Origin of the sequence: Flavobacterium cheonhonense (assembly GCF_035671315.1) — a bacterium.
GTDB classification, from domain to species: Bacteria; Bacteroidota; Bacteroidia; order Flavobacteriales; family Flavobacteriaceae; genus Flavobacterium; species Flavobacterium cheonhonense.
Genome location: NZ_JAXAVY010000002.1, coordinates 527,231 through 549,791, shown reverse-complemented (window position 1 = coordinate 549,791; position 22,561 = coordinate 527,231). Strand labels below are relative to the sequence as shown.

22 protein-coding genes are annotated in these 22,561 nt (G+C 39.6%); 12 read left to right on the top strand and 10 right to left on the bottom strand.

Features of this window, described 5'->3' with window-relative positions; all coding sequences use genetic code 11:
* Window positions 1–11: 11 nt before the first annotated feature.
* From SK086_RS08390 to SK086_RS08340, 11 genes are all read left to right on the top strand, one after another.
* Window positions 12–227, top strand: a complete 216-nt coding sequence (locus SK086_RS08390; protein WP_324690909.1) for a DUF6814 family protein — start codon at window positions 12–14, stop codon at window positions 225–227.
* A 77-nt stretch (window positions 228–304) separates the two neighbouring features.
* Entirely contained in the window at window positions 305–499 is a 195-nt protein-coding gene (locus tag SK086_RS08385) for a hypothetical protein (RefSeq protein ID WP_324690908.1), read from the top strand.
* A complete protein-coding gene (locus SK086_RS08380; RefSeq protein WP_324690907.1) occupies window positions 492–3,185 on the top strand; it encodes an ATP-binding protein in 2,694 nt (897 codons plus the stop codon). Before SK086_RS08385 ends, SK086_RS08380 begins: the two co-directional genes overlap by 8 nt.
* The gene (locus SK086_RS08375) at window positions 3,182–3,544 is read left to right on the top strand and encodes a response regulator transcription factor (protein ID WP_324690905.1); all 363 of its coding nucleotides are present in this window, start codon (window positions 3,182–3,184) and stop codon (window positions 3,542–3,544) included. The genes SK086_RS08380 and SK086_RS08375 overlap by 4 nt, the downstream gene beginning before the upstream one ends.
* 176 nt (window positions 3,545–3,720) lie before the next feature.
* Window positions 3,721–5,616, top strand: a complete 1,896-nt coding sequence (locus SK086_RS08370) for a propionyl-CoA synthetase (RefSeq protein WP_324690903.1) — start codon at window positions 3,721–3,723, stop codon at window positions 5,614–5,616.
* 86 nt (window positions 5,617–5,702) lie between these two features.
* On the top strand, window positions 5,703–6,290 hold the full coding sequence (locus tag SK086_RS08365; protein WP_324690901.1) for a TetR/AcrR family transcriptional regulator: 588 nt from the start codon (window positions 5,703–5,705) through the stop codon (window positions 6,288–6,290).
* Complete coding sequence (locus tag SK086_RS08360) at window positions 6,287–7,372, top strand: efflux RND transporter periplasmic adaptor subunit (RefSeq protein ID WP_324690900.1); 1,086 nt, start codon at window positions 6,287–6,289, stop codon at window positions 7,370–7,372. The genes SK086_RS08365 and SK086_RS08360 overlap by 4 nt, the downstream gene beginning before the upstream one ends.
* A gap of 2 nt (window positions 7,373–7,374) precedes the next feature.
* Window positions 7,375–8,598: an ABC transporter permease gene (locus SK086_RS08355; RefSeq protein WP_324690898.1), complete on the top strand. Its 1,224-nt coding sequence runs from the start codon at window positions 7,375–7,377 to the stop codon at window positions 8,596–8,598.
* Window position 8,599: 1 nt separating this feature from the next.
* The gene (locus tag SK086_RS08350; protein ID WP_324690897.1) at window positions 8,600–9,271 is read left to right on the top strand and encodes an ABC transporter ATP-binding protein; all 672 of its coding nucleotides are present in this window, start codon (window positions 8,600–8,602) and stop codon (window positions 9,269–9,271) included.
* 106 nt (window positions 9,272–9,377) lie between these two features.
* Window positions 9,378–11,285: an acetate--CoA ligase gene (acs, locus tag SK086_RS08345; RefSeq protein ID WP_290873546.1), complete on the top strand. Its 1,908-nt coding sequence runs from the start codon at window positions 9,378–9,380 to the stop codon at window positions 11,283–11,285.
* 125 nt (window positions 11,286–11,410) lie between these two features.
* Window positions 11,411–12,925: a S8 family peptidase gene (locus SK086_RS08340; RefSeq protein ID WP_324690895.1), complete on the top strand. Its 1,515-nt coding sequence runs from the start codon at window positions 11,411–11,413 to the stop codon at window positions 12,923–12,925.
* 56 nt (window positions 12,926–12,981) lie between these two features.
* Here SK086_RS08340 and SK086_RS08335 read toward each other — a convergent pair whose 3' ends face one another.
* From SK086_RS08335 to clpB, 8 genes are all read right to left on the bottom strand, one after another.
* Window positions 12,982–13,656, bottom strand: coding sequence for a GDSL-type esterase/lipase family protein (locus SK086_RS08335; protein ID WP_324690894.1), 675 nt, complete (start codon window positions 13,654–13,656; stop codon window positions 12,982–12,984).
* A gap of 7 nt (window positions 13,657–13,663) precedes the next feature.
* Window positions 13,664–14,056 (bottom strand): DUF1801 domain-containing protein, encoded by a 393-nt coding sequence (locus SK086_RS08330; protein WP_290873537.1) that lies wholly within the window; start codon window positions 14,054–14,056, stop codon window positions 13,664–13,666.
* Between the two features lie 81 nt (window positions 14,057–14,137).
* Window positions 14,138–14,674 (bottom strand): DUF4199 domain-containing protein, encoded by a 537-nt coding sequence (locus SK086_RS08325; protein WP_324690892.1) that lies wholly within the window; start codon window positions 14,672–14,674, stop codon window positions 14,138–14,140.
* 81 nt (window positions 14,675–14,755) lie between these two features.
* Window positions 14,756–15,232, bottom strand: coding sequence for a response regulator transcription factor (locus SK086_RS08320; protein ID WP_324690891.1), 477 nt, complete (start codon window positions 15,230–15,232; stop codon window positions 14,756–14,758).
* A gap of 15 nt (window positions 15,233–15,247) precedes the next feature.
* Entirely contained in the window at window positions 15,248–15,664 is a 417-nt protein-coding gene (locus SK086_RS08315; RefSeq protein WP_324690889.1) for a DUF5004 domain-containing protein, read from the bottom strand.
* Window positions 15,665–15,753: 89 nt separating this feature from the next.
* Complete coding sequence (locus SK086_RS08310; RefSeq protein WP_324690888.1) at window positions 15,754–16,488, bottom strand: hypothetical protein; 735 nt, start codon at window positions 16,486–16,488, stop codon at window positions 15,754–15,756.
* A 173-nt stretch (window positions 16,489–16,661) separates the two neighbouring features.
* Window positions 16,662–17,045: a hypothetical protein gene (locus tag SK086_RS08305; protein ID WP_324690887.1), complete on the bottom strand. Its 384-nt coding sequence runs from the start codon at window positions 17,043–17,045 to the stop codon at window positions 16,662–16,664.
* Between the two features lie 273 nt (window positions 17,046–17,318).
* Window positions 17,319–19,913 carry an ATP-dependent chaperone ClpB gene (clpB, locus tag SK086_RS08300; RefSeq protein ID WP_324690886.1) on the bottom strand — a complete coding sequence of 865 codons (2,595 nt, stop codon included), beginning with the start codon at window positions 19,911–19,913 and terminating at the stop codon, window positions 17,319–17,321.
* 192 nt (window positions 19,914–20,105) lie between these two features.
* Here clpB and ytxJ point away from each other — a divergent pair, with 192 nt between their 5' ends.
* A complete protein-coding gene (gene ytxJ / locus SK086_RS08295; RefSeq protein ID WP_324690885.1) occupies window positions 20,106–20,492 on the top strand; it encodes a bacillithiol system redox-active protein YtxJ in 387 nt (128 codons plus the stop codon).
* A gap of 43 nt (window positions 20,493–20,535) precedes the next feature.
* Here the strand turns inward: ytxJ and SK086_RS08290 are convergent, their stop codons facing one another.
* Together SK086_RS08290 and SK086_RS08285 are read right to left on the bottom strand one after the other, a co-directional pair.
* The gene (locus SK086_RS08290; protein WP_324690884.1) at window positions 20,536–21,720 is read right to left on the bottom strand and encodes a hypothetical protein; all 1,185 of its coding nucleotides are present in this window, start codon (window positions 21,718–21,720) and stop codon (window positions 20,536–20,538) included.
* 70 nt (window positions 21,721–21,790) lie between these two features.
* Window positions 21,791–22,555, bottom strand: a complete 765-nt coding sequence (locus SK086_RS08285; protein WP_324690883.1) for a hypothetical protein — start codon at window positions 22,553–22,555, stop codon at window positions 21,791–21,793.
* Window positions 22,556–22,561 lie beyond the last annotated feature (6 nt).

The window sequence follows — 22,561 nt, the reverse complement described above, 5'->3', positions numbered from 1 at the left end:
AACCCAATATTATGAACGCATTAAAGAAATTTTTAGGGATTGCTTGGATAGCTTTAGCCGTGGCTGTTGCCTATTTCGCAATCGGGATTTTCGGAGGTAAATTAACCTCAGGAAAACAAGACGATTTAGTTTTCGGAATAATTATATTTTTCATATTATTACCGTTAGTTGTAACCGGCTTAACTATCTTTGGATGGTATGCCATCACCGATGAATATGAAGATTAACAGGTATAAATAGTTTATTGGTAACCAAGGGCTCTTACATTGTAAGGGCTTTTGGTGTTTTTAAAGCAAAATAGTTTATGAAACAACGTCATCAGCAAAAATTAGTCATTATTTCCCTGGTATTGCTCATTGCTTTAAACCTTCCCATAGTGTTGTTGTTTGACAGCGCTGATAGTTTATTGGGCTTTCCGGTGATTTACATTTACATTTTTTCGGTGTGGTTGTTTTCGGCCTTACTTTCATTACTCATCATAAAAAGATACCATGAATAGTATAGCTTTATTAGTCATTTTAGGGTTGTACCTAAGCGTATTGTTTTTCATAGCGCATTGGGCAGAGAAAAAAGAAAGTTCGCGTTGGGCTAACAATCCGTATGTTTATTCGTTATCCTTGGCGGTGTATTGTACGGCTTGGACGTATTACGGCAGTATAGGCGTAGCTGCTAATTCGGGTTTGAATTACTTGCCGGTGTATTTAGGTCCGATTATCATTATTCCGGCCTGGATGATTATTTTAAAGAAAATCATCCGCATCTCCCGAGTAAATAAAGTATCCAGTATAGCCGATTTTATTTCGCTTCGTTACGGAAATAGTAGGTTTTTAGGAGCGGTGGTAACTATCGTTTGTCTGTTTGGGATCTTACCCTACATCGCACTCCAACTAAAAGCTATTTCCGAAACTTTTCACTTGGTTACCCAAACGCCGTCTAACTCTAATATATTTGATGACAGCACCACTTATGTGGCTTTTGCCTTGGCGATTTTTGCTTCTATTTACGGTACGCGCTATGTAGATGCTTCCGAAAAACGAAAAGGAATAGTTACAGCGGTTGCTTTAGAAAGTGTGCTGAAGCTGGTATTCTTTATCATCATTGGGGTGTACGTTACCTTCTTCGTTTTTGACGGCTTTGATGATATTTATGCCAAAGCTTCCTTGCTGGAGAACTTCCAAGAAAAAAACACTATAGGCGGATTGCCACAAGCGCTCAACTGGTTTTTCTTGTGTGTGTTATCATTGTTTGCCATCTTTTTACTGCCGCGACAGTTTCAGGTGTCGGTTATAGAAAACACACGTGAAAATCATGTAAACACCGCAGTTTGGTTGTTTCCGTTGTATTTGTTATTGTTCAACATTTTTGTATACCCAATAGCTTGGGGTGGTAATATTTTATTCGAAGGGCAAAGCGTAAACTCCGATACTTATTCGCTTTTAATTCCGCAGTTTTTTGATAATAAAACGCTTACCGTAATGGTGTTTTTAGGCGGTTTCTCGGCAGCCATTTCTATGATCGTCGTTTCGTCTATCGGTTTGTCCACCATGGTGAGTAACAACCTGATTATTCCTTATGGGTTACTGGGCCGATTGCAACACAACGAACAAACCACCATCAACAAAAAAATTGTCAATATCCGTAAGATTGGGATATTCTCGCTGATTATCATCGCTTACTTTATTTACCGCTATTTTGCTTTAGATTATAGTTTGTTTTCCATTGGTTTGGTGGCATTTGTAATTATTGCCCAATTGGCGCCGTCTTTCTTCGGAGCACTGTTTTGGCGAAGAGGATCAAGAACCGGAGCCGTTTCAGGCTTAATTGTTGGTTTTGTGATTTGTTTGTACACTTTGCTTATTCCGTATGCTCTGGGAATTACTTCATCTGATACTTCTTTTATAACTAATGGCTTTTTGGGGATTGAACTATTGCGACCGTTACAACTGTTTGGCCTGGATTATTTGCAACCGGTGCCGCATGCTTTGTTTTGGAGTTTGTTGTTCAACTTTATGACGTATATCGCCGTATCGGTTAGTTTTAAAGGCAATTATCGCGAGCGCAATTATGCTGAGATGTTCCTCGACATTAACAAATACATCAACATGCACGAAAATGCTTTTGTGTGGAAAGGAACAGCTTATCGAAATGATATTGAAAAAGTGTTGATTAAGTTTTTAGGCGAAGATAGAACCAAGCGCGCCATGAACATCTTTAACGTTAAATACAACGTAGATAAAAACGAAGAGTTGGCCGATGCGCGTTTGATTAAATTCTCCGAAAACCTACTGACCGGTCATATTGGTACGGCTTCGGCTAAAATCCTCATCTCAAGCGTGGTGAAAGAGGAAAAAATCACTTTGCCCGAAGTATTAAAGATATTAGAAGAATCCAAAGAGAACATCATCATCAACAAAAAACTCACCGAAACCTCTAACGAGCTTAAAGAAATATCAGCTAAATTGCAGGAAGCCAACCAGTCGCTGATGATTAAAGACAAACAAAAAGATGAATTCCTCGATACGGTTACCCACGAATTGCGAACACCAATTACGGCCATCAGGGCATCGAGTGAGATTTTGTTCGACGATGATGAGATACCGGACGAACTGCGCAAACAGTTTTTGCAAAACATTATTTCCGAATCGGATAGATTAAACCGTTTGATTGATAAGATTTTGGATTTGGAGAAATTTGAAACCGGTCGCCAAAAATTGCATGTAGCCCAACACAAAATTATGGCAACGCTGGAAAATTCCATTGAACCGTTACAGCAGTTAATTGCCAACAAAAACATACATGTGCATTTGGAGGGCAATGCCAATCTCAAAGCCGAATACGATGAAGACCGCATAGTGCAGGTGGTGACTAACTTGTTGTCGAATGCCATTAAGTTTTGTCCGGATACCAATGGTTTGATTACTTTAGCGGTTTACGATAAGTTTGATTTTGTGCAAGTAGAAGTAAGCGACAATGGTAAAGGCATAGCCGGTACCGATTTTGAAAACATATTCGACAAGTTTTACCAATCCACCAATCAGAATTTCAAAAAGCCTATCGGCAGCGGATTAGGATTGGCCATTTGCAAACAAATTATAGAACACCACAAAGGGAATATTTGGGCCGCTAACAATGCTACCGGCGGCGCGTGTTTAACCTTTACGTTACCCAAAAAACAACAAGCATGAGAAAGATTTTAATTGTAGACGATGAGCCTAACATCGTCATGTCGTTAGAATACACGTTTAAAAAGAACAACTTTGAAGTGTTTATCGCCCGAGATGGACAGGAAGCCTTGGATATATTACAAAATCAATTGCCCGATGTGATTATCTTAGACGTGATGATGCCCTTGGTAGACGGATTTGAAACCTTAGAGCAAATTAAGAAAAACGAAAGACTCCAACACTGCAAAGTGATGTTTCTATCTGCCAAAAACAAAGAAAGCGATATCGAAAAGGGAATGGCACTGGGTGCAGATGCCTACCTAACTAAACCGTTCTCCATTAAAAAAGTAGTAGAACAGGTCAACGAGTTGTTAGCGTAGTCGTATAGTCGCTACTTGATTGGTATTATATTGATAATGAGTATTTTTAGTTGAAATAATTTTTCTTTTTTTACAGAGTAACATATATAGCTATTTAGCAATAAAGTTGGAAAAGGTAAGGGAATAATGGTTACTTTTAGACTGTTAATTAAACTGTTATCAACCTAACCTTATCCATGAATTACCAAGAATTATACAACCAAAGCATTCAAAACCCGGAAGCTTTTTGGGCTGAGCAAGCCCGTCAAGTGGATTGGTTTACCCAACCGCAAACCATACTGTCTGAAGACGAAAACGGTTACCCAATGTGGTACAAAGACGGCAGTTTGAACGCCTGTTATTTGGCACTCGACAAACACATAGCCGATGGTTTTGGCGAAGAAATAGCACTCATATACGATTCGCCCGTAACCCAAACCGTAAAAAAATACACTTATAACGAAGTCAAATCGGAAGTCGCCCGACTCGCCGGAGGTTTGGTTTCTCTTGGTTTAAAAAAAGGCCATACTGCTGTAATTTATATGCCGATGATTCCGCAAGCCACTTTTGCCATGTTGGCTTGTGCCCGAATAGGCGTAACCCATTCCGTAGTTTTCGGAGGTTTTGCACCACATGAATTGGCCATCCGCATAGACGATTGCAAACCTCGAGTGATTATTACCGCTTCTTCCGGAATTGAGATTGACCGCTTAATTGCCTACAAACCTTTAGTAGATGAAGCTATTGAATTGGCCGAGCACAAACCGAAAAAAGTAGTGGTGCTGAATAGAAAATTGGGTGCCAGAATTCCGTTTAAAAAATACGATGTGGATTACGACGCCTTAGTGTATGGTTCAGAAGAGGTAGATTGTGTGCCGGTGGAATCTACCCATCCTTTATACGTTTTATACACTTCAGGTACCACCGGAAAACCCAAAGGTATCGTGCGCGATACCGGTGGTTATGTTACGGCATTACAGTTTTCGATGCAAAAAATCTACGGTGTACAACCGGGTGAAGTATTCTGGGCCGCCTCCGATGTGGGCTGGGTTGTTGGTCACAGTTATATAGTTTACGGTCCGTTATTAAACAGAAATACCACCATAGTTTTTGAAGGTAAGCCCATCAAAACCCCTGATGCCAGTACGTTTTGGCGTGTAATAGCTGAACACAGAGTCAGTGTTATGTTTACGGCGCCAACGGCCATTAGAGCCATCAAAAAAGAAGATCCGAACGGTGAGTTCATCAAGCAATATGATTTGTCGTGTTTGCGCACTCAGTTTTTGGCAGGGGAACGTTGTGACGTGGCCACCTTAGAATGGTACCGCGAGCATATTCCAATTCCGGCTATCGACCATTGGTGGCAAACCGAATCGGGTTGGCCTATGATTGCCAATATGATGGGGGTTGAATATTTGCCTATCAAACCGGGTTCTTCCGGGAAAGCCGTTTCAGGCTACAACATCATGATTTTAGGCGAAAACGGTCAGGAGTTAGCACCCAATGAGGAAGGTTATGTGGTAATCAAATTGCCATTGCCACCGGGAACTTTGTTGGATATTTGGAACGACAACGAACGCTTTCAAGCCGGCTATTTGAATAAATTTCCGGGGTATTATTTCTCTGGCGATGGCGGTTACAAAGATGAAGACGGTTACATTTATATCACCGGTAGGGTAGATGACGTGATTAACGTAGCCGGACACCGTTTGTCTACAGCCGAAATGGAAGAAATAGTTGCCTCGCATCACTCCGTAGCCGAATGTGCAGTAATTGGTATCAATGATGAATTGAAAGGGCAAATTCCGCTAGCCTTAGTAGTAACCAAATTAGGAGAAGAAATCGAACATTTCCAATTGCAACATGAAGTCGTTAAATTGGTGCGCGAACAAATCGGAGCCGTAGCGTCATTACGCGATGTGGTGGTGGTGAATCGATTACCGAAAACACGCTCGGGTAAAATTCTTCGTAAACTATTGCGCAGCATAGCCGACGGGGAAAACTTCCAAATTCCGTCAACTATTGATGATGAAGCGATTATAGGCGAGGTGAGAGAAGTGTTAGAGTTGGCCAAAATAGGCAGTTTTAAATAAAGTTCATAACTAAACCAATCCGTTTTATTCGTGATTGGTTTTTTTGTATAACTTTGCATAGTGAATATTCACTAACTTATTCAAACATGACAGATTCAGCTTCCAAACGCCAACATGAAATTATAGCATCCGCCGGGAAATTGTTAATGGAAAAGGGTATCAAAGGCCTTACTACTAAAAACTTGGCGCAAGAAATGGGTTTTTCCGAAAGTGCCTTGTACAGGCATTTTACCAACAAGGAAGACATCGTGGTTTTGTTGTTGCAACATCTGGCGTCTTCTATGAAAATGCGTTTAGATGCAATTGCCCAAAGTGAAGCTACGGCTACAGCAAAATTGACAACAGTGTTTAATAGTCAGTTTCGTTTTTTTTCCGAAAACCCACATTATGTAGTAGCCATATTGTCGGAGGGTTTGTTCGACGAGTCAGAAAAAATCAATCTAGCCATCATGCAATTGGTGAATTACAAAACCCAATTGATAGCGAACTTGTTTGAAGAAGGTAAACAACAAAAGGAATTCAAGTTAGAATTGACCACCGCAGATATGGTGCATATTACGGTAGGCTGTTTTAGAATGATGATGCTGAAGTGGAAATTCTCCCAATTTCAAATCGATTTAATTCAACAAGGTAACGCCATCATGGCCACCAATTTTAATTTAATGAAAGCATGAAAAAGTTCGCAACGCTAACCCTCGTTTTATTATTCCTATCGTGCGGAAAAAACGAAGAAGTGAAACCCCTCCGACAAGACATTCAAGAGTTGGTTTTTGCTTCCGGGCAATTGGAATGGGATGATTCATACAATGTGATAGCCCAAACTGACGGCGTTTTGGGTAAAGTAGTTTTTGAAGTCGGACAACCTGTTACCAAAGGTATGATTATCGCATCCATTGATAATAAAGTCAACGAAGTCAACGCCGAAAGTGCTCAGGAACAATTGGTGATTTCCAATCAAAACGTTACGGCCAATGCTCCGGCCTTGTTGCAATTGGAACAAAATATCCAATTCGCCCAAAGCAAATACCAGCAAGATAAAAAGCAAGCCGAACGATATGAGCGTTTGCAGCAAAACAATATAGGCTCTAAGGTAGAATATGAAAATGCGCAATTGGCGGCTAAAAATTCATTGGCCAATCTAAAGGCACTTCAAAAACAATATGATGTATTGAAGCAACAAGCGCAACAACAACTCATTGCCTCCAGAGCGCAACTCAAAAGCAACAAGGTGTTGCAAGGCTACAATTCGGTTGTAGTGGCGGAAAGCGGAACGGTAGTAAAAAAGTTCAAGAACCAAGGCGACTACGTTAAGAAAGGCGACATTATTGCAACTATCGGTAACCAACAAAAAGTAGAGGCAGTGCTCAATGTAGACGAAAATAGTATCGGTAAAATCAAATTAGGGCAAACCGTTTATGTTAAACTCAACACCGAGAAATCGAAAGTGTACAACGGTAAGGTCACCGAGATTTTATCGGCCTTCGATGTACAGTCGCAGTCCTTTATTTGTAAAGTTACTTTCAACGAACCTTTAGCACAATCATTATTCGGCACCCAATTGGAAGCTAACATTTTAGTGGCTGAAAAGAAAAACGCCTTACTCATTCCTCGCAATTATATGGGTTTTGGGAACAAAGTGAACGTAAAGGGTAAAGAGGAAAACGTGATTTTGAAAACCGGTATCATCTCTACCGATTATGTAGAAGTTTTAGATGGACTATCCGAAACCGATGTGCTTTTACCCTTAAAACCTTAGTCATGAATATCAATTCGGTCATCGCCAAAACGTATATCGTTTCCAACAAAAAGCTTACTGCGGTTGCGGTTTTGGGTGTGGTTTTGGGTATGTCTATTTACATCTTCATGAACAGCATGATGGTGGGTTTTGATAAAAGTTCGTATGCCTCTATTTTTAAAACCACCAGTCACATTCGCGTTTACAAAGACGACGAAATCAGTAAGCCTTTAACACTGGGGCAATCCGCAACACCCATTATCATCAATCCGAAGGTAGTACCGGTGAACAATACTATCATCAATCCCAATTTAGTCATTGAAACGATACTAAAGCAACCGGAGGTAACTGTAGTAACGCCTCAGGTAAATTCGAACGTGTTTTACAATAACGGGAAATCTCAAATCTCCGGTATCGCTGTAGGCATCAAACCCGATGAAGCCAATTTGATGTACAATATCAAATCGTTTATGGTAGAAGGTAATTTTGAATTGCTTAAATCCAATCCGAACGGCATTGTCATCGGTAGCGGTATAGCCGCTAAGATGAATCTGGCAGTCAATGACAATCTTAGTTTAACGTCTTCCAAGGGTGTAAACCGCACTTTTAAGGTTATCGGTATTTTTAAAACCAACAATTCCAATACGGATAAGACAAAATCTTATATCAATATTTCTGCTTCGCAACAATTGCTAAAAGAAGGAACGAGTTACATAACCGACATCAATGTTAATATAACCGATCCTGAAAATGCAGAAGCTGTAGCCCAAAAATTAGAAGCGCTCTGTGGCTACAAGGCCGAAGGATGGAAGCAAGCCAACGAAACTTTGATGGCAGCCAATAAAATGCGAAAGATGATCATCACCTTTGTCTCACTCACCATTTTACTGGTGGCGGGATTTGGCATCTACAACATATTGAACATGACGGTTTCCCAAAAAATAAACGACATTGCCATTTTGAAAGCCATGGGATTTAAAGGCAAAGATGTCATTCGGATTTTTGTAACCCAAGCAGTTTCTATTGGCGTGATGGGCGTAATTGGCGGCGTGACTTTGGCGACTATTTTAATCACACTTTTGAAGCGAGTATACGTAGGTGGCGATATTGGTTATTTTCCGATTGATTACGAAATGAAGAAGTTTGTACAAGGCATAGTCATCGGATTGATTATTACCTTTTTTGCGGGCTACATACCGGCGAAAAAAGCCGCCAATGTGGATCCGGTTGACATTTTAAGAAAATAACATGAACATCCTCGAAACCAAAAATATCGATAAGTTTTTTCATCAGCCGACTGATTTTCAAGTGTTGAAAAACATTTCGTTTGAAGTCAAAAAAGGAGAATTTCTCTCTATGATTGGTAAATCCGGTAGTGGTAAATCAACGCTACTATACGTGCTTTCTACTATGGATACTGATTACAGTGGAGAATTGTATATCGACAACCAACTGATGACCGGTTTGAGCAAAGATGCTTTAGCCGAAATCAGAAACGAAAAAATCGGTTTTGTATTTCAGTTCCATTACTTGCTCCCTGAGTTTTCTTGTTTGCGTAATGTGATGATACCCGCGCTCAAGTTGGGCAAATGGTCGGACAGCGAAATAGAACAGCGTGCTTATCAAAAACTGGAAATGCTAGGGTTGAAAGACCAAGCCCTTAAACCGGCCAGCAAACTTTCGGGCGGACAACAGCAAAGAGTAGCTATTGCCCGAGCCTTAATTAATGATCCGCTGATTATTATGGGCGATGAGCCAACAGGGAATTTGGACAGTAAAAATACTTCCATCGTTTTTGATATCTTTCAGGAACTCACGCAAAACTTCGGACAAACTATTATAGCCGTTACGCATGATGATGACTTTGCTAAAAAAAGCGACCGCATCATTGAAATGAAAGACGGTGTGATTCTTACTTGAAAAGGACAAAAGTTAATGTGTATACTTATTTAGCAAGAAAAATTAACGTTGGACTAACAGAATAGCTATATTTACATAACAAAATGATAATAAAAGAAGATTTACAATGAGTTATTACAAAATACTGAATTTGGAGCACTACTTCAAAATGTATAAAAAATCAGTTCGCGAGCCACGTAAATTCTGGGACCGAATTGCTGATGAAAATTTCACTTGGTATCAAAAATGGGATAAAGTATTTGAATTTGATTTCCAAAAAGCCCAGTTCAAATGGTTTGTGGATGCTAAAGTGAATATCACGAAAAACTGTATCGACAGACACTTGGCCCGACGCGGCGATAAAACGGCCATCATCTTTGAACCGAACAATCCCGATGAACCGGCACAACATATTACTTATAACGATTTATACGCCAGAGTATCAAAATTAGCCAACGTATTGCGTGATCAAGGCGTTCAAAAAGGTGACCGTGTTTGTATATACTTACCGATGATACCGGAATTGGCAGTGGCAGTTTTGGCCTGTGCCCGAATCGGTGCGATTCACTCGGTGGTATTTGCCGGATTTTCTTCTTCGGCTGTAGCAGCACGTATTAACGACTGTGAGTGTAAAGTAGTGATTACTTCTGACGGTAGTTACCGCGGTAATAAATCTATCGATCTGAAAGGCATAGTAGACGAAGCTTTGGAGAAATGTCCAACCGTTGAAAAAGTATTTGTGGTAAAAAGAACAAATACCGAAGTAACCATGAAAGAAGGTCGCGATTATTGGTTGCAGCCGTTATTAGACGAAGCTATACCGAATAACGTAGCCGAAATCATGGATGCAGAAGATCCGCTATTCATCTTATATACTTCGGGTTCAACCGGAAAACCAAAAGGAATGGTACATACCACGGCCGGTTACATGGTGTACACCGCTTATACCTTTAAAAATATCTTCAACTACGAAGAAAACGATGTGTATTGGTGTACTGCCGATATTGGTTGGATTACCGGACACTCATATATTTTGTACGGACCATTGTTGAACGGAGCAACCACTGTAATCTTTGAAGGTGTACCGTCGTATCCTAACTTCAGTCGTTTTTGGGAAGTCATTGAAAAACATAACGTAACCCAATTCTACACAGCGCCTACCGCAATTCGTGCGTTGGCCAAAGAGAGTTTGGATTACGTACAAAAATACCCGTTAAGTTCTCTAAAAGTGATTGGTTCCGTAGGTGAACCAATTAACGAAGAAGCTTGGCACTGGTACAACGATCACGTTGGCGGCAAGCGTTGTCCGCTGGTAGATACTTGGTGGCAAACCGAAACAGGAGGCATTATGATTTCACCAATTCCGTTTGTAACACCAACCAAACCGACTTATGCGTCTTTGCCGTTACCGGGTATTCAACCGGTATTAATGGACGAATTACGCAATGAAATCGAAGGCAATCAAGTAACCGGTAGTTTGTGTGTCAAATTCCCTTGGCCGTCTATTGCCAGAACCATTTGGGGCGATCACCAACGCTATAAAGAAACCTATTTCACGGCTTTCCCGGGTAAATATTTCACCGGAGACGGCGCATTGCGTGATGAGGTTGGGTACTACCGAATTACGGGTAGAGTAGATGATGTAATCATTGTTTCGGGTCATAATTTAGGAACAGCACCAATTGAAGATGCCATCAACGAACACCCGGCGGTTGCAGAAAGTGCTATTGTTGGTTTCCCACATGATATTAAAGGAAATGCCTTGTACGGCTTTGTGATTTTGAAAGAAGTGGGAGAAAGCAGAAACCAAGAGAACTTGGCCAAAGAAATCAACCAGTTGATTTCCGATCAAATCGGACCTATCGCTAAATTGGATAAAATTCAGTTTGTATCCGGCTTGCCTAAAACACGTTCGGGTAAAATCATGCGACGAATCTTAAGAAAAATAGCGGAAGGTGATTTCTCGAACTTCGGAGACATTACAACCTTATTAAATCCGGAGATAGTGGAAGAAATTAAAAATGGTAAGTTATAATAGTTATTAATTAAAGTTAGTTGTAAAAACCTGCAGTTGTTGCAGGTTTTTTTATTTATTAACAATCCGATAATCAGTAGCTTAATTTGGTATATTCGTAATTGTATTATTAAAAATTTATAAATATGCTAAACAGATTACTAAAAACTACCTTTCTTTTATTGTTTTTAATGGCTTCTTGTAGCAAAGAAGAAAGCTTGAACGAAAGCAATATTGTGATTAGCGAAGCACAGCGCACCCCAATGTCGGCCATGGAAGTAAAACACAAAATAGACGAATCCTTGCAAACTAAGGGTTCTTTTAATTGGAAAGACGCTTCAACGCATATGTTATGGAGCGCATCAGTGCATGGACAAAACATAATTACTATCGGCTTTGGTAACAACAGCAATGATTTCGACAGAAGTAAAAGTACTAATAATGCTGCGGTTCAAAAGCAATTGTTGACCATTATTCAACAGTATGAAGGACAAGCCTTGTCTGAAATACTCATTAACGCCGACCCGTATTTGAATTTGATGGATGTAGTGATTAAGAACCAAGAAACCTTAATTGCACTCCGACAAAGCAAATTTATCCGTTACATTGAACCGGGTGATTTTAAATATTTTGCCTTGAGCGGCAGTATTGAAAAATCGGATTCTTCAGGGACCAGTTCGGGTTGCGGATTTGATGCAACTACATTAAACGTTTCCGATTACACTACCGTAACGCCTAACGCCAAAGCACCTTGGACGTTTTACCAACACAACATACCGAGTGCTTGGAATTACAGTACCGGTGCCGGTGTTACCATAGGAATAGTAGATACCGGAACGTCTCCCAATCAAACTTTGTTAGGCAGTAACTTTAATGACGGATTATCTTCAGGTAGAACTATTCAAAAGTTTGGCGTGTATGTTGATTCTATTTGGCCTTGGTCTACAGGAACCGACGGGCCAAACGACCAATGTGGTCACGGAACCAGCATGGCTTCGGTAGCTGCTGCACCGCGCAACGACAACGGATTGCCGGTAGGTGTGGCTTATAATGCTAATTTAGTGACATACAGAGCAGCCTCTAATGTGGTGCTTGACGGTTATCACGAGCAAAACGGTGTTAAAAATGCGTTTACCGCTTTGGGTAATAACAACAATGTGAAAATTATTTCCATGTCGATGGGTCATATTTTCTCCGTTGGTAAAATTTCAGACGGTGTGAAATATGCCTACAACAAAGGCAAGTTGATTTTTTGTGCGGGCGGTACTTCAACCAGTTTTACCACTTTTGTTGGCGTTATTTTTCCGGCATCTATGGCCGAAACAGTGGCGGTAACCGGAGTGAAAGAAGGTACTTCAAACCAAGCTTGTGACGTTTGTCATACCGGTAGTAAAATTGAATTTACGGTAGCCATGCAACGCAACGCTTCCGGGAATACAGTTCCGGTAACCAGTTACTACGATAACCAATCGGATTACGTTGGTGGTTCATCTGTAGCTACAGCTACTACAGCCGGAATAGCAGCTTTGGTTTGGGCTAAAAATCCAACATGGACCAGAACGCAAGTATTGAATAAATTACGCCAATCAGCAACCTATTATCCTGCCAAAAATTCTGAATACGGATATGGCAATATCAACGCTTTGTTAGCCGTTCAATAGTTCTAAATTATAAAATAAAAAAAACGTCAACTCTATAAGAGTTGGCGTTTTTTTTATTAGTACAAGGCTTTTAACAGCAAGCGCTCCATAATTTTATAACCGGTGGGATTGGGATGCACACCGTCTTCGCCGTATTGGAATTGCAATCCTTTATCAGTATCAACCATAACGGAATAGTAATCTACATAAGTGATTTTATTTTTCAAAGCGTAGGCTTTAATCATCTTATTCAAAGCGATTACCTTGTCTGCAGGATAAATTTTTGAATTCCACCAAAACTTATTAGCCGGTAGTACTGAGCACAATATAGGTTTGATTTTATGAGCTTTGGCCTTATTCACCATGATTTCGATATTGTCAAAAACGGCTTCTAAAGTAATCGGACCTGTATTTTCGGCTATGTCATTGATACCGGCTAAGATAACTACTGTTTTGGGTTTCAAGGCTATTACATCTTGTTCAAATCGCACTACCATCTGCGAAGTAGTTTGTCCGCTAATGCCGCGATCGATTAACGGATAGTTGGCAAAAAAATCGGGACTATTGGTTTTCCAAAACTCGGTAATAGAATCGCCCATCAAGACCACAGCATTTTTCATTGGTTTAACTGATTGGTTTTCGGCTTCGTATTTCTTTAAGTTGGCCCATTCTTTTACTTGGGCATAATTGAAGTTGATAAATAGTAACAGTAAAATTGGGGTGAAAATAATTTTCATTTGAATTGATTTCATAGTAGTTTTATAGCAGTCGTTCCAAAACGCCTTTACGCTTCACGATGTTTTTGTAATCCCATTGGATGTCTTTTGATTTTTGCAACCAACGATTTAAATCACTTTGGTTAATTTGTTGAACAGCAGTGTAAGTAATAGAAGCATCTTTGAACTTTCCGGTTCCCGGTTGTAAGGCTGTTTCTTCGAAAGTGATACCACTCCAAAACAATAGTCGAATACCTTTTTTTAACTTGCTATAACCCACAATCGGATTGCCATTAATAAACCAAACCGGATGCGCGTGCCATATTTTGCTTTCGGCTTCGGGTAAATTTTGCTGGATGATTTCCGCCAACTGCTGACAAATCTTTTGCTCCTCGTACGTTTGTTGGTGGTTGTAATTTTGAATGTCGGTTCCCATACTGGTAATTTCGAATCTATAAATATAAAAAAATCCCCAAACAAAGTTGAGGATTTTTTATGTTGTTTGTGGGAAATCTGTTTATGCCGATGCTGTTTCGGTTGGTTTTCTTTTTAAAATAGCAGCACTGATTACCGGAACCAGTAAACCAATAGGAATCATGATTTCCATATAAGTAAATAAGATGATCCACAACGGATTTTTGTAAAGCTCTTTGTAATAAAGGATTTTCTCTTTTTCTGCCTGAAATTCTGCTGTCGGAAGACCTTGTTTTTCTAAAGCTATAATTGAGTTCTCAGCGTATTTTTCCATGAAGTCAGGAAAAATAAAATGGTGTTCTACCATCCAAGTGCCGACATAAATGGTGGCTGTGATGAGTGACATCAGCATGCCCACTTTAAACGCCTTTCCGAAAGTAATAAATCCGCCGTTTTGTTTGTCCCGGTAATTTTTTACGCCTAAAAAGACAAACGTATAGGCTACCAACATACCGGCAAAGCCAAATACCATTCCCAAATCGTATTCGGGATTGTACATATAAACACCGGCACCGATGCCCATGAAAGCAGTTACAATGAGTCCGGCTATTAGACCGTATTTAACAATAGTGTTTTTCATAATAAATTGTTTTGGATTAGGTTGCAAAGGTTGGTAATTGTATTGTTTTTCGACTCATACTTTCGGATGATTTTGAATATATCACGCTAAAGTAGGAGGTAAGAGTTGTAGTTTTTTGGCAGTTTCTATGGCTTGTGTTCTTCGTTTTACTTCTAACTTTTCGAAGAGTTTGGCGCTGTGTGTTTTGACAGTATTTAAAGAAACGAACAGTTTGTCGGCTATTTCCTGATTACTCATTCCTTGCGCCATTAAGGCCAATACTTCCAATTCTCTTTGGCTGATATTTCTTCGTTGGCGTTCGGTTTCATTCAGCACGAACGTTTTTTCGGGCATCAGGATTTCTTTTTCAATGATTATGGTTTTTGCTTTTTGAACGTTGATTTTGGTGGCAACCCAAATCCCGAAAAAGAGAAAGAAAACCGCCAAAAAGGAAAGATAGATTTCATAATCGCTTTGTATTACCAGAAATCTAAATTCCATCCACCAAAGCAGTAAAAGCAACACTGTTATCACTGTGATATAGCGAATAAACTCTTGGTATGGTTTTAATGATTTCATCAGCTAAGTTTGATTTTAGGCTTTTTTCATCAGCATTTCAATTTGAGCATCTTCTATGAGGAAAAGAATTTTTTTACCGTCTTGTTTTACGATAAAAGTAATATTCGAATAGCCTTCTTTTTTAAATCCGACTTTGAGTTGCTTTTTCTTTTTATCGAATATCCATTGGTTTTTTTGGAACATTTTTACCAATTGCAGCATCATTTTGCTGTTGCTTTTGGTGTCAAAAATAAAACTATGGTCGGCATTAAAGGTATAAGTCGCTTTTTGGAAACCGCTAACTAATTCCTTGGTTTCGGGTTTGTCTGCGTCTTTTAAAGCAGTTGCCTTTTTGACTTTCCAAGTTCCGATTAAGTCGGTTTCCGCTATAGTTTGGGCGTAAGTATTGACTGAACTAATCAACAGTAGTATTAATAGGACTATCTTTTTCATAACATAATTTTGGTTGAAGCTAAGATAAAAAAAAAGCCCCAACCTTTAACGGTTGAGGCTTTTCATAACAAAGATCTCAAAAATAAACATTAGTCATCTAAGTCACAAGAATCTTCAATGCTGTTTGCAATTTGGTTGGCCAAAGCTTGGTTGCCATCGGTATCGTTCGGTCCAATCTCAATCAAACCATCGCCATCGCCGTCTACAGCACTGCTTAAATCAACCATACTCAACACTTGGTTTAAGTCGAAGTTGAATACAATATCGTAAGAGTTGTTGCTTACCACTAAATTTTGGTTAGCATCTTCATAATCAATTTCAAAATCTTCATCGATATTATGCCAGAATACAAAAGGAGTTCCGTTGATAGTTCCCGTAATTTCAATCGATTTGTTGAACATAGGAGAACTGCTGTTGGTGTTACGGTGTAGTTTGAATTCTACTTCTTCGTAAGTGCCGTTAGGAATAGTAACAGTGGTTACTACTGCATTTTGGTTTAACAAATCCAATTCGAATGGTCCATTCAATTCGAATTCGTCATCACCATTGTAAAAACCGTCATCATCATAAGAATCATCATCGCCATTTTCATTATCATCATCATAACCTTCAGCAAATTCGAATTCGATTTCTTTTAAATTAATTTTAAAAGACGATAAAACCACATCGCTGTTCAAGGCTACCCCGTTCGCATTTCTATTGGCAGCATTTGGGTTGTAAATACCACGTGCTAAAATTTTCATTGAACTGTCTGCACTTCCACTGTCGTTCGAACAAGAAGCCATTACCGCCAGGACAGCAAATAAAGCCAAAGTTTTTTTCATGTTTTTCATAGTAATAAATAGTTTTAAGTTATCTTTAAAACCATTAGGCTTTAAGATTCCCTACCTAAAAAAAGTACTAAAAGCACATTTTTTTTATTTAAAACTGGAAATCAATAGGATAGCCGATGAAAAAAAATCATCAAAAAGAACTGTTTTGACTTTAAAATACAATGTTACAGTGTGCAAAGAGTGAGTATAATAACCACGATTGCAATAACCGAAAGGATGATCGTTGGAATTTCTTTCGATGTCTTACTAACTATTGGTACAGTGTGTTCATCTATCACAGCTTGTAGTTTACTTTCATTTTCCAAGTGCTTTTCCCAACCACCAAACAAACAGATATTATAGCCGAATTCGGTCAGTTGGTAAGTGTTTTTTTCGGTAGCGCTTGGTTGAATCAATTCTTTATTTAGCATGATGTCGGCCAATAGTTTAGCACCGCTGATTTGTCTTCCCTCACAATCTCTGAAATCTTTAAGTTTGAGTTGGTTGTGTTCTGCAGTGTGGAACAACTGTAAGTTAATGGCGATGAGTTGGTTGATTAGGTCAATCATAGGTCGTGTTTTGGTTGTTGATAAGCTGTGACGCTATTTAACTTGCTAGGAAACGGCTGTTGTATTCTCAATAAATACGATACAATTTACCTATATTCGAAAAAACAACAGCTTTGGTTTTTATTTTTCGAAAAGATATACCCCATATGTTTATCAGTTGATATTGAAATGGCTTGAGGGAAATTTTAATAAAAAATCCCCAACAGTAAAAACAACTGTCAGGGATTTTCAAATCAACCAACCTTTATATTCTAACTTTAAAGACTTAGTATCTTAAATACCTTGATTCCTAAACACCAACTGTCCGTCAAAGCAATCCAATAAGATGATACTGTCTGTAGTCACTTTGCCGCCTAATATTTCCTTAGACAATTGGTTCAGTACTTCGCGTTGGATGACACGTTTTACCGGACGGGCGCCAAATTGCGGGTCATAACCTTTTTCAGCTAAGTAAGCAATGGCTTCCGGTGTGGCATCCATCGTAATGTTTTGGTGTGCCAGCATTTTGGTCACACTTTGCAACTGTAATCCAACAATTTGCTTAATGTTGGCAGCGGTTAATGGTGTAAACATCACGATTTCATCGATACGGTTGATAAACTCGGGACGAACCGTTTGTTTCAATAAGCCTAATACTTCCGTTTTAGCCGTTTCCGTAGCCGCTTCAATTCCGCCCTTGAGGTTCTCAAACTTCTCTTGTATGATGTGACTTCCCATGTTAGAAGTCATGATGATGATTGTATTTTTAAAATCGGCTAAGCGACCTTTGTTGTCCGTCAATCGTCCTTCGTCTAACACTTGCAACAAGATGTTGAAGGTATCCGGATGCGCTTTTTCAATTTCGTCTAATAAAATCACCGAATACGGTTTTCTGCGCACGGCTTCAGTCAACTGTCCGCCTTCGTCATAACCTACGTATCCCGGAGGCGCACCAACCAAACGACTCACACTATGGCGTTCTTGGTATTCACTCATGTCGATACGCGTCATGGCGTTTTCGTCGTCGAACAAATATTCAGCCAACGCTTTCGCCAATTCGGTTTTACCAACGCCCGTAGTTCCTAAGAATAGGAAAGTACCAATCGGTTTTTTCATGTCTTGCAATCCGGCACGGCTTCTGCGTACGGCATCACTAATGGCTTCAATTGCTTCTTCTTGTCCGACTACTCTGTGGTGTAATTCGTCTTCTAAACGCAAGAGTTTTTCTCTTTCGCCTTGGAGCATTTTGGTCACCGGAACGCCGGTCCATTTGGCAACCACTTCGGCTATATCTTCGCGAGTCACTTCTTCTTTAATCAAAGAACTGCCGGCTTGGTTTTCGGCCAATTGCGTTTGTAATGCTTCTAATCGTTCTTGGGCTTCTTTGATTTTACCGTAACGGATTTCGGCTACTTTACCGTAATCACCATCGCGCTCGGCACGTTCGGCTTCTAGTTTGAAGTCTTCAATTTCTTGTTTTACGGTTTGGATATTATCGACTACATCTTTCTCCGATTTCCATTTGGTAAAGATTTCGTTGCGTTCTTCTTTTAAGTTGGCCAAGTCTAAGCCTAACGATTTCAATTTTACTTCGTCATTCTCGCGTTTAATGGCTTCAATTTCGATTTCCAATTGCATGATTTTTCTATCCAAGACGTCGAGCTCTTCGGGTTTGGAATTGATTTCCATGCGCAATTTAGAAGCCGCTTCGTCCATTAAGTCGATGGCTTTATCCGGCAAGAAACGATTGGTAATGTAGCGTTGCGATAATTCAACCGCAGCTATAATCGCATCGTCTTTGATACGTACTTTGTGATGGGTTTCGTATTTCTCCTTAATTCCGCGCAAAATGGAAATCGCACTTTCAGTATCGGGTTCATCTACCATTACTTTTTGAAAACGACGTTCTAACGCTTTGTCTTTCTCGAAATATTTTTGGTATTCGTCTAAAGTTGTTGCCCCGATAGCTCTCAACTCACCACGAGCCAAAGCCGGTTTTAAGATATTGGCAGCGTCCATAGCACCTTCGCCACCGCCGGCTCCTACAAGCGTGTGAATCTCGTCAATAAATAAGACGATATCGCCTTCGGCAGAAGTTACTTCTTTTACGACCGATTTCAAGCGCTCTTCAAATTCTCCTTTGTATTTGGCACCGGCAATCAACGCACCCATATCGAGCGAGTAAACGATTTTGTCTTTCAAGTTTTCCGGTACGTCGCCGTCTACTATACGATGGGCCAAACCTTCGGCTATAGCTGTTTTACCCACGCCGGGTTCACCCACCAACATCGGATTGTTTTTGGTTCTACGGGTTAAGATTTGCAATACGCGTCTGATTTCTTCATCGCGACCAATCACCGGATCAAGTTTGCCGGTTCGGGCCAATTCGTTGAGGTTTTTGGCGTATTTGTTTAGTGAGTTATATGTTTCTTCGGCAGAAGCTGAGGTGACTCTTTCGCCTTTACGGATTTCGGCTATAGCCGCTTCTAAACCGTTATAAGTTACACCTTGGTCTTTTAAGATTTGGGCGACTTTACTCTTCGATTTAAAAATGGCCAAGAGCAAATGTTCAATCGAAACGAATTCGTCGTTCATTTTTTTGGCAATGATATTCGCCTCGGTCAAAGCAGTAGAAGCTTCGCGGGACAACATCAAATCGGCCCCCGAAACTTTTGGAAAGCTTTGTAAAGTACTGTCGAGTATTTTTTTGAATAAGTCGACATTAACGTTGAGTTTCTTTAAAATAAAAGGCGTCACATTTTCATCGACTTCCAAGATTCCTTTAAGGATATGCTCGTTTTCGATTTGTTGGTGACCAAAGCCTTGCGCTATTTGCTGCGCTTGCTGAATGGCCTCTTGTGATTTAATAGTAAAATTGTTTGTATTCATTGTATTGTTCTCCTTTGTGTTGTTGTTTGGAATAAAAGTTTTGAAAACTTCAGGTTGTAGTCGTCAATTTATATTCCATTGTGTTGAAACGGACAAAATGACTGCTTTTTTTGGTTATCTTTGTCCTTATAGAGGACAGTTTGACGTTCTTGATGACGTTATGTCTTGATAATGAGTTAAAAAGGTTAAGATATGAGTTTGTTTAAAAATATGTTTGGTGGCTCAGGTGAACCGGAAAAGGAAAGCAACATGGCATGGCGAGCGTTGACCGATTTAGGTCAGCTGAACGAGATTGTAAATGAATCTACGGAAAAACCGGTGGTGATTTTCAAACACAGCACCCGCTGCAGTATCAGCCGTATGGCGCTGCGTCAGTTTGAGCAAGAGTTTGATTTAGAAGAAAAAGTAGTGCCGTATTATTTAGACTTATTAGAACATCGCGACATTTCCAATGAAATAGCCAATCGATTCGGTGTATATCACCAATCGCCTCAATTGATTCTAATTAAAGACGGTAAAGCGATATATGATCGTTCACACGAAAGCATTGATGCTACCAAGTTAGTGGATTTTATCTAGCAGCAACATATAATGAAAAAGCCGTCTTAATTGACGGCTTTTTTTATCTCCTGAATCGGTTTCGGGTGATGATGTCTTTTAGTTTGGCTTTTAAATCGTTGCCGGAGTCAAATACCATTTGTTCGTTAGACGGAAACGGCACTGCTCTTCGATCGAAATATTGAAAATAATCCTGCTCACAAGCGCGTTTGTCACCACGGTATTTGGCGTACATGTAGTTGAAAGTAAATTCGCTGGCTAAAGGAAACGTTTGCAACAATTGATTGGTGTTGAAATCGATGTAATCTACCTTAGCTGTTACCTGACAAGCTTTGAATTGCGAGAATTCGTATATCGTAGCGCGTATAGTGCGCATATCATCTACTTTAATCGGATTGCCTAAACTATCTTTTACCACGTGGCCATTGGCGTCGAGTAGGTTTTTGAGACCAACTTTAATCACTTTCTCTTTTTGCAGTTCGCGCTCTTTGATTTGTTCCGGCGAGATGTTGATTTGTCGGAAGTTCACCACCAAACCGTAATCGTAATTAATGCCTTTAACGCGATTGCTGTGGTACACTGTCCATTTGTCGTTCAAACCGTAGGTGCTGAAATCCAATAAGTCATTTTCCAAACGTACCGGAATGACCATGTTGGTCTCGTTCTTCGTATACACACTTACAAAATCAGTTCCTTTGATACGCGCTTCTTCAATGAGTTTGTCGGTGTCTTTGAAGTTCGGACTTAAATTTTTCAAATACATTAAATCGTCATAAGCACGACGCACAACCATTTTGTCTTTATTGGCTAAAAGCGCTTTAGAATTGTCATACAGGTATTTGGCCAAAGCATTTTTACTGCTTACAATTTGATCCGAATAATCGTCAAAAGGAAAAATGGCATCTCGACCTTCTTTCAACAATTTTAAGGGCAACAATGGTCTGATATTTTCTTGACGCGCGTTGAGTTGGACGTAAGTCTCGTATATCTTCTCTAAGTTTTGCGGATTAGCATCTTTGAACCACAAATTGATGTTGCGTAAATCGCGTTCTTTGGCTTTGGCAAAAGCTTCTTCAAGCATATACACATAGTCTTGTTTGCCTTTAGCGGTTTTGTTACCACGCAAACCTTCTACAGCATTTTGAATGGCAGCGTCATAATCTCCTGAAGTCAACAAGTCACGGGTTTGGCGAACACCACAAGAAGATAAGATGAGAAAGAAGGCTAATAAAGAGATTGTTTTTTTCATTGGGTAAGATTTTGGACAAATATAAGTGAAATCACTTTTTGTTAAACGGCGATTCTAAATCGTAATTGAATTATGGCAAAGGTTTAATTCGGATGTATTGCCATTGGTCATTCAAATTACCATCGGGTTTCCAATAATTTGCTGAAGCTACAATCGGTAAATAGAAGTAGCCATCAGTACTCCAAAACATATCGGTAACTTCGCCTGCAGGCATCCAATACTTAAAGGCGGCATTCATTTTCTGGACCATCTTTTTCTTGTCGATTGTATAAAAATCCAAATCGGCCGTATTCTCATAGATATTGGCGCCAAGACAAAGAATTTTTTGCTTATCAGCTGAAATGTTTGGGAAGTCAACAAAGACTTTAATTTCTTCTCCGCTGGTTTTATCGATTAATTTATAGTCATGATCTTCCCAATACATTCCGTAAACCACATAGGAGTTGAGCACAGTTATTTCTCCGATGTACTCATACATGCGATGGGTTTCTTCTTCAGAGGGAAGATCAGTAAAGGTAACGGTCTTTTTTTGGCAAGGTAAAGTAATGGTGCCGTCCACTTTTTTGTGTGCAGTAGTATTGGCTAAAAGGAATGAAACGGCCCTTTTCTTTTTGTCGTGATACAACTTTTTGTCAATTAATTCAAGATTGAAATACTTAGTTAAAGGCTCGTCTTCATTGTAAAAAATAGTGCTATCGTTTTCTGTTAGATAAGTGATGATATTCAAATCCGAGGCTACCAAAATCTTTTTAGCAGTTTTGATGCTATCATTTTGAGCCATCATGAAATGACCAAAAAATAACACTAGAGCTAATAGATTGACCTTTGTTTTCATTTTGCA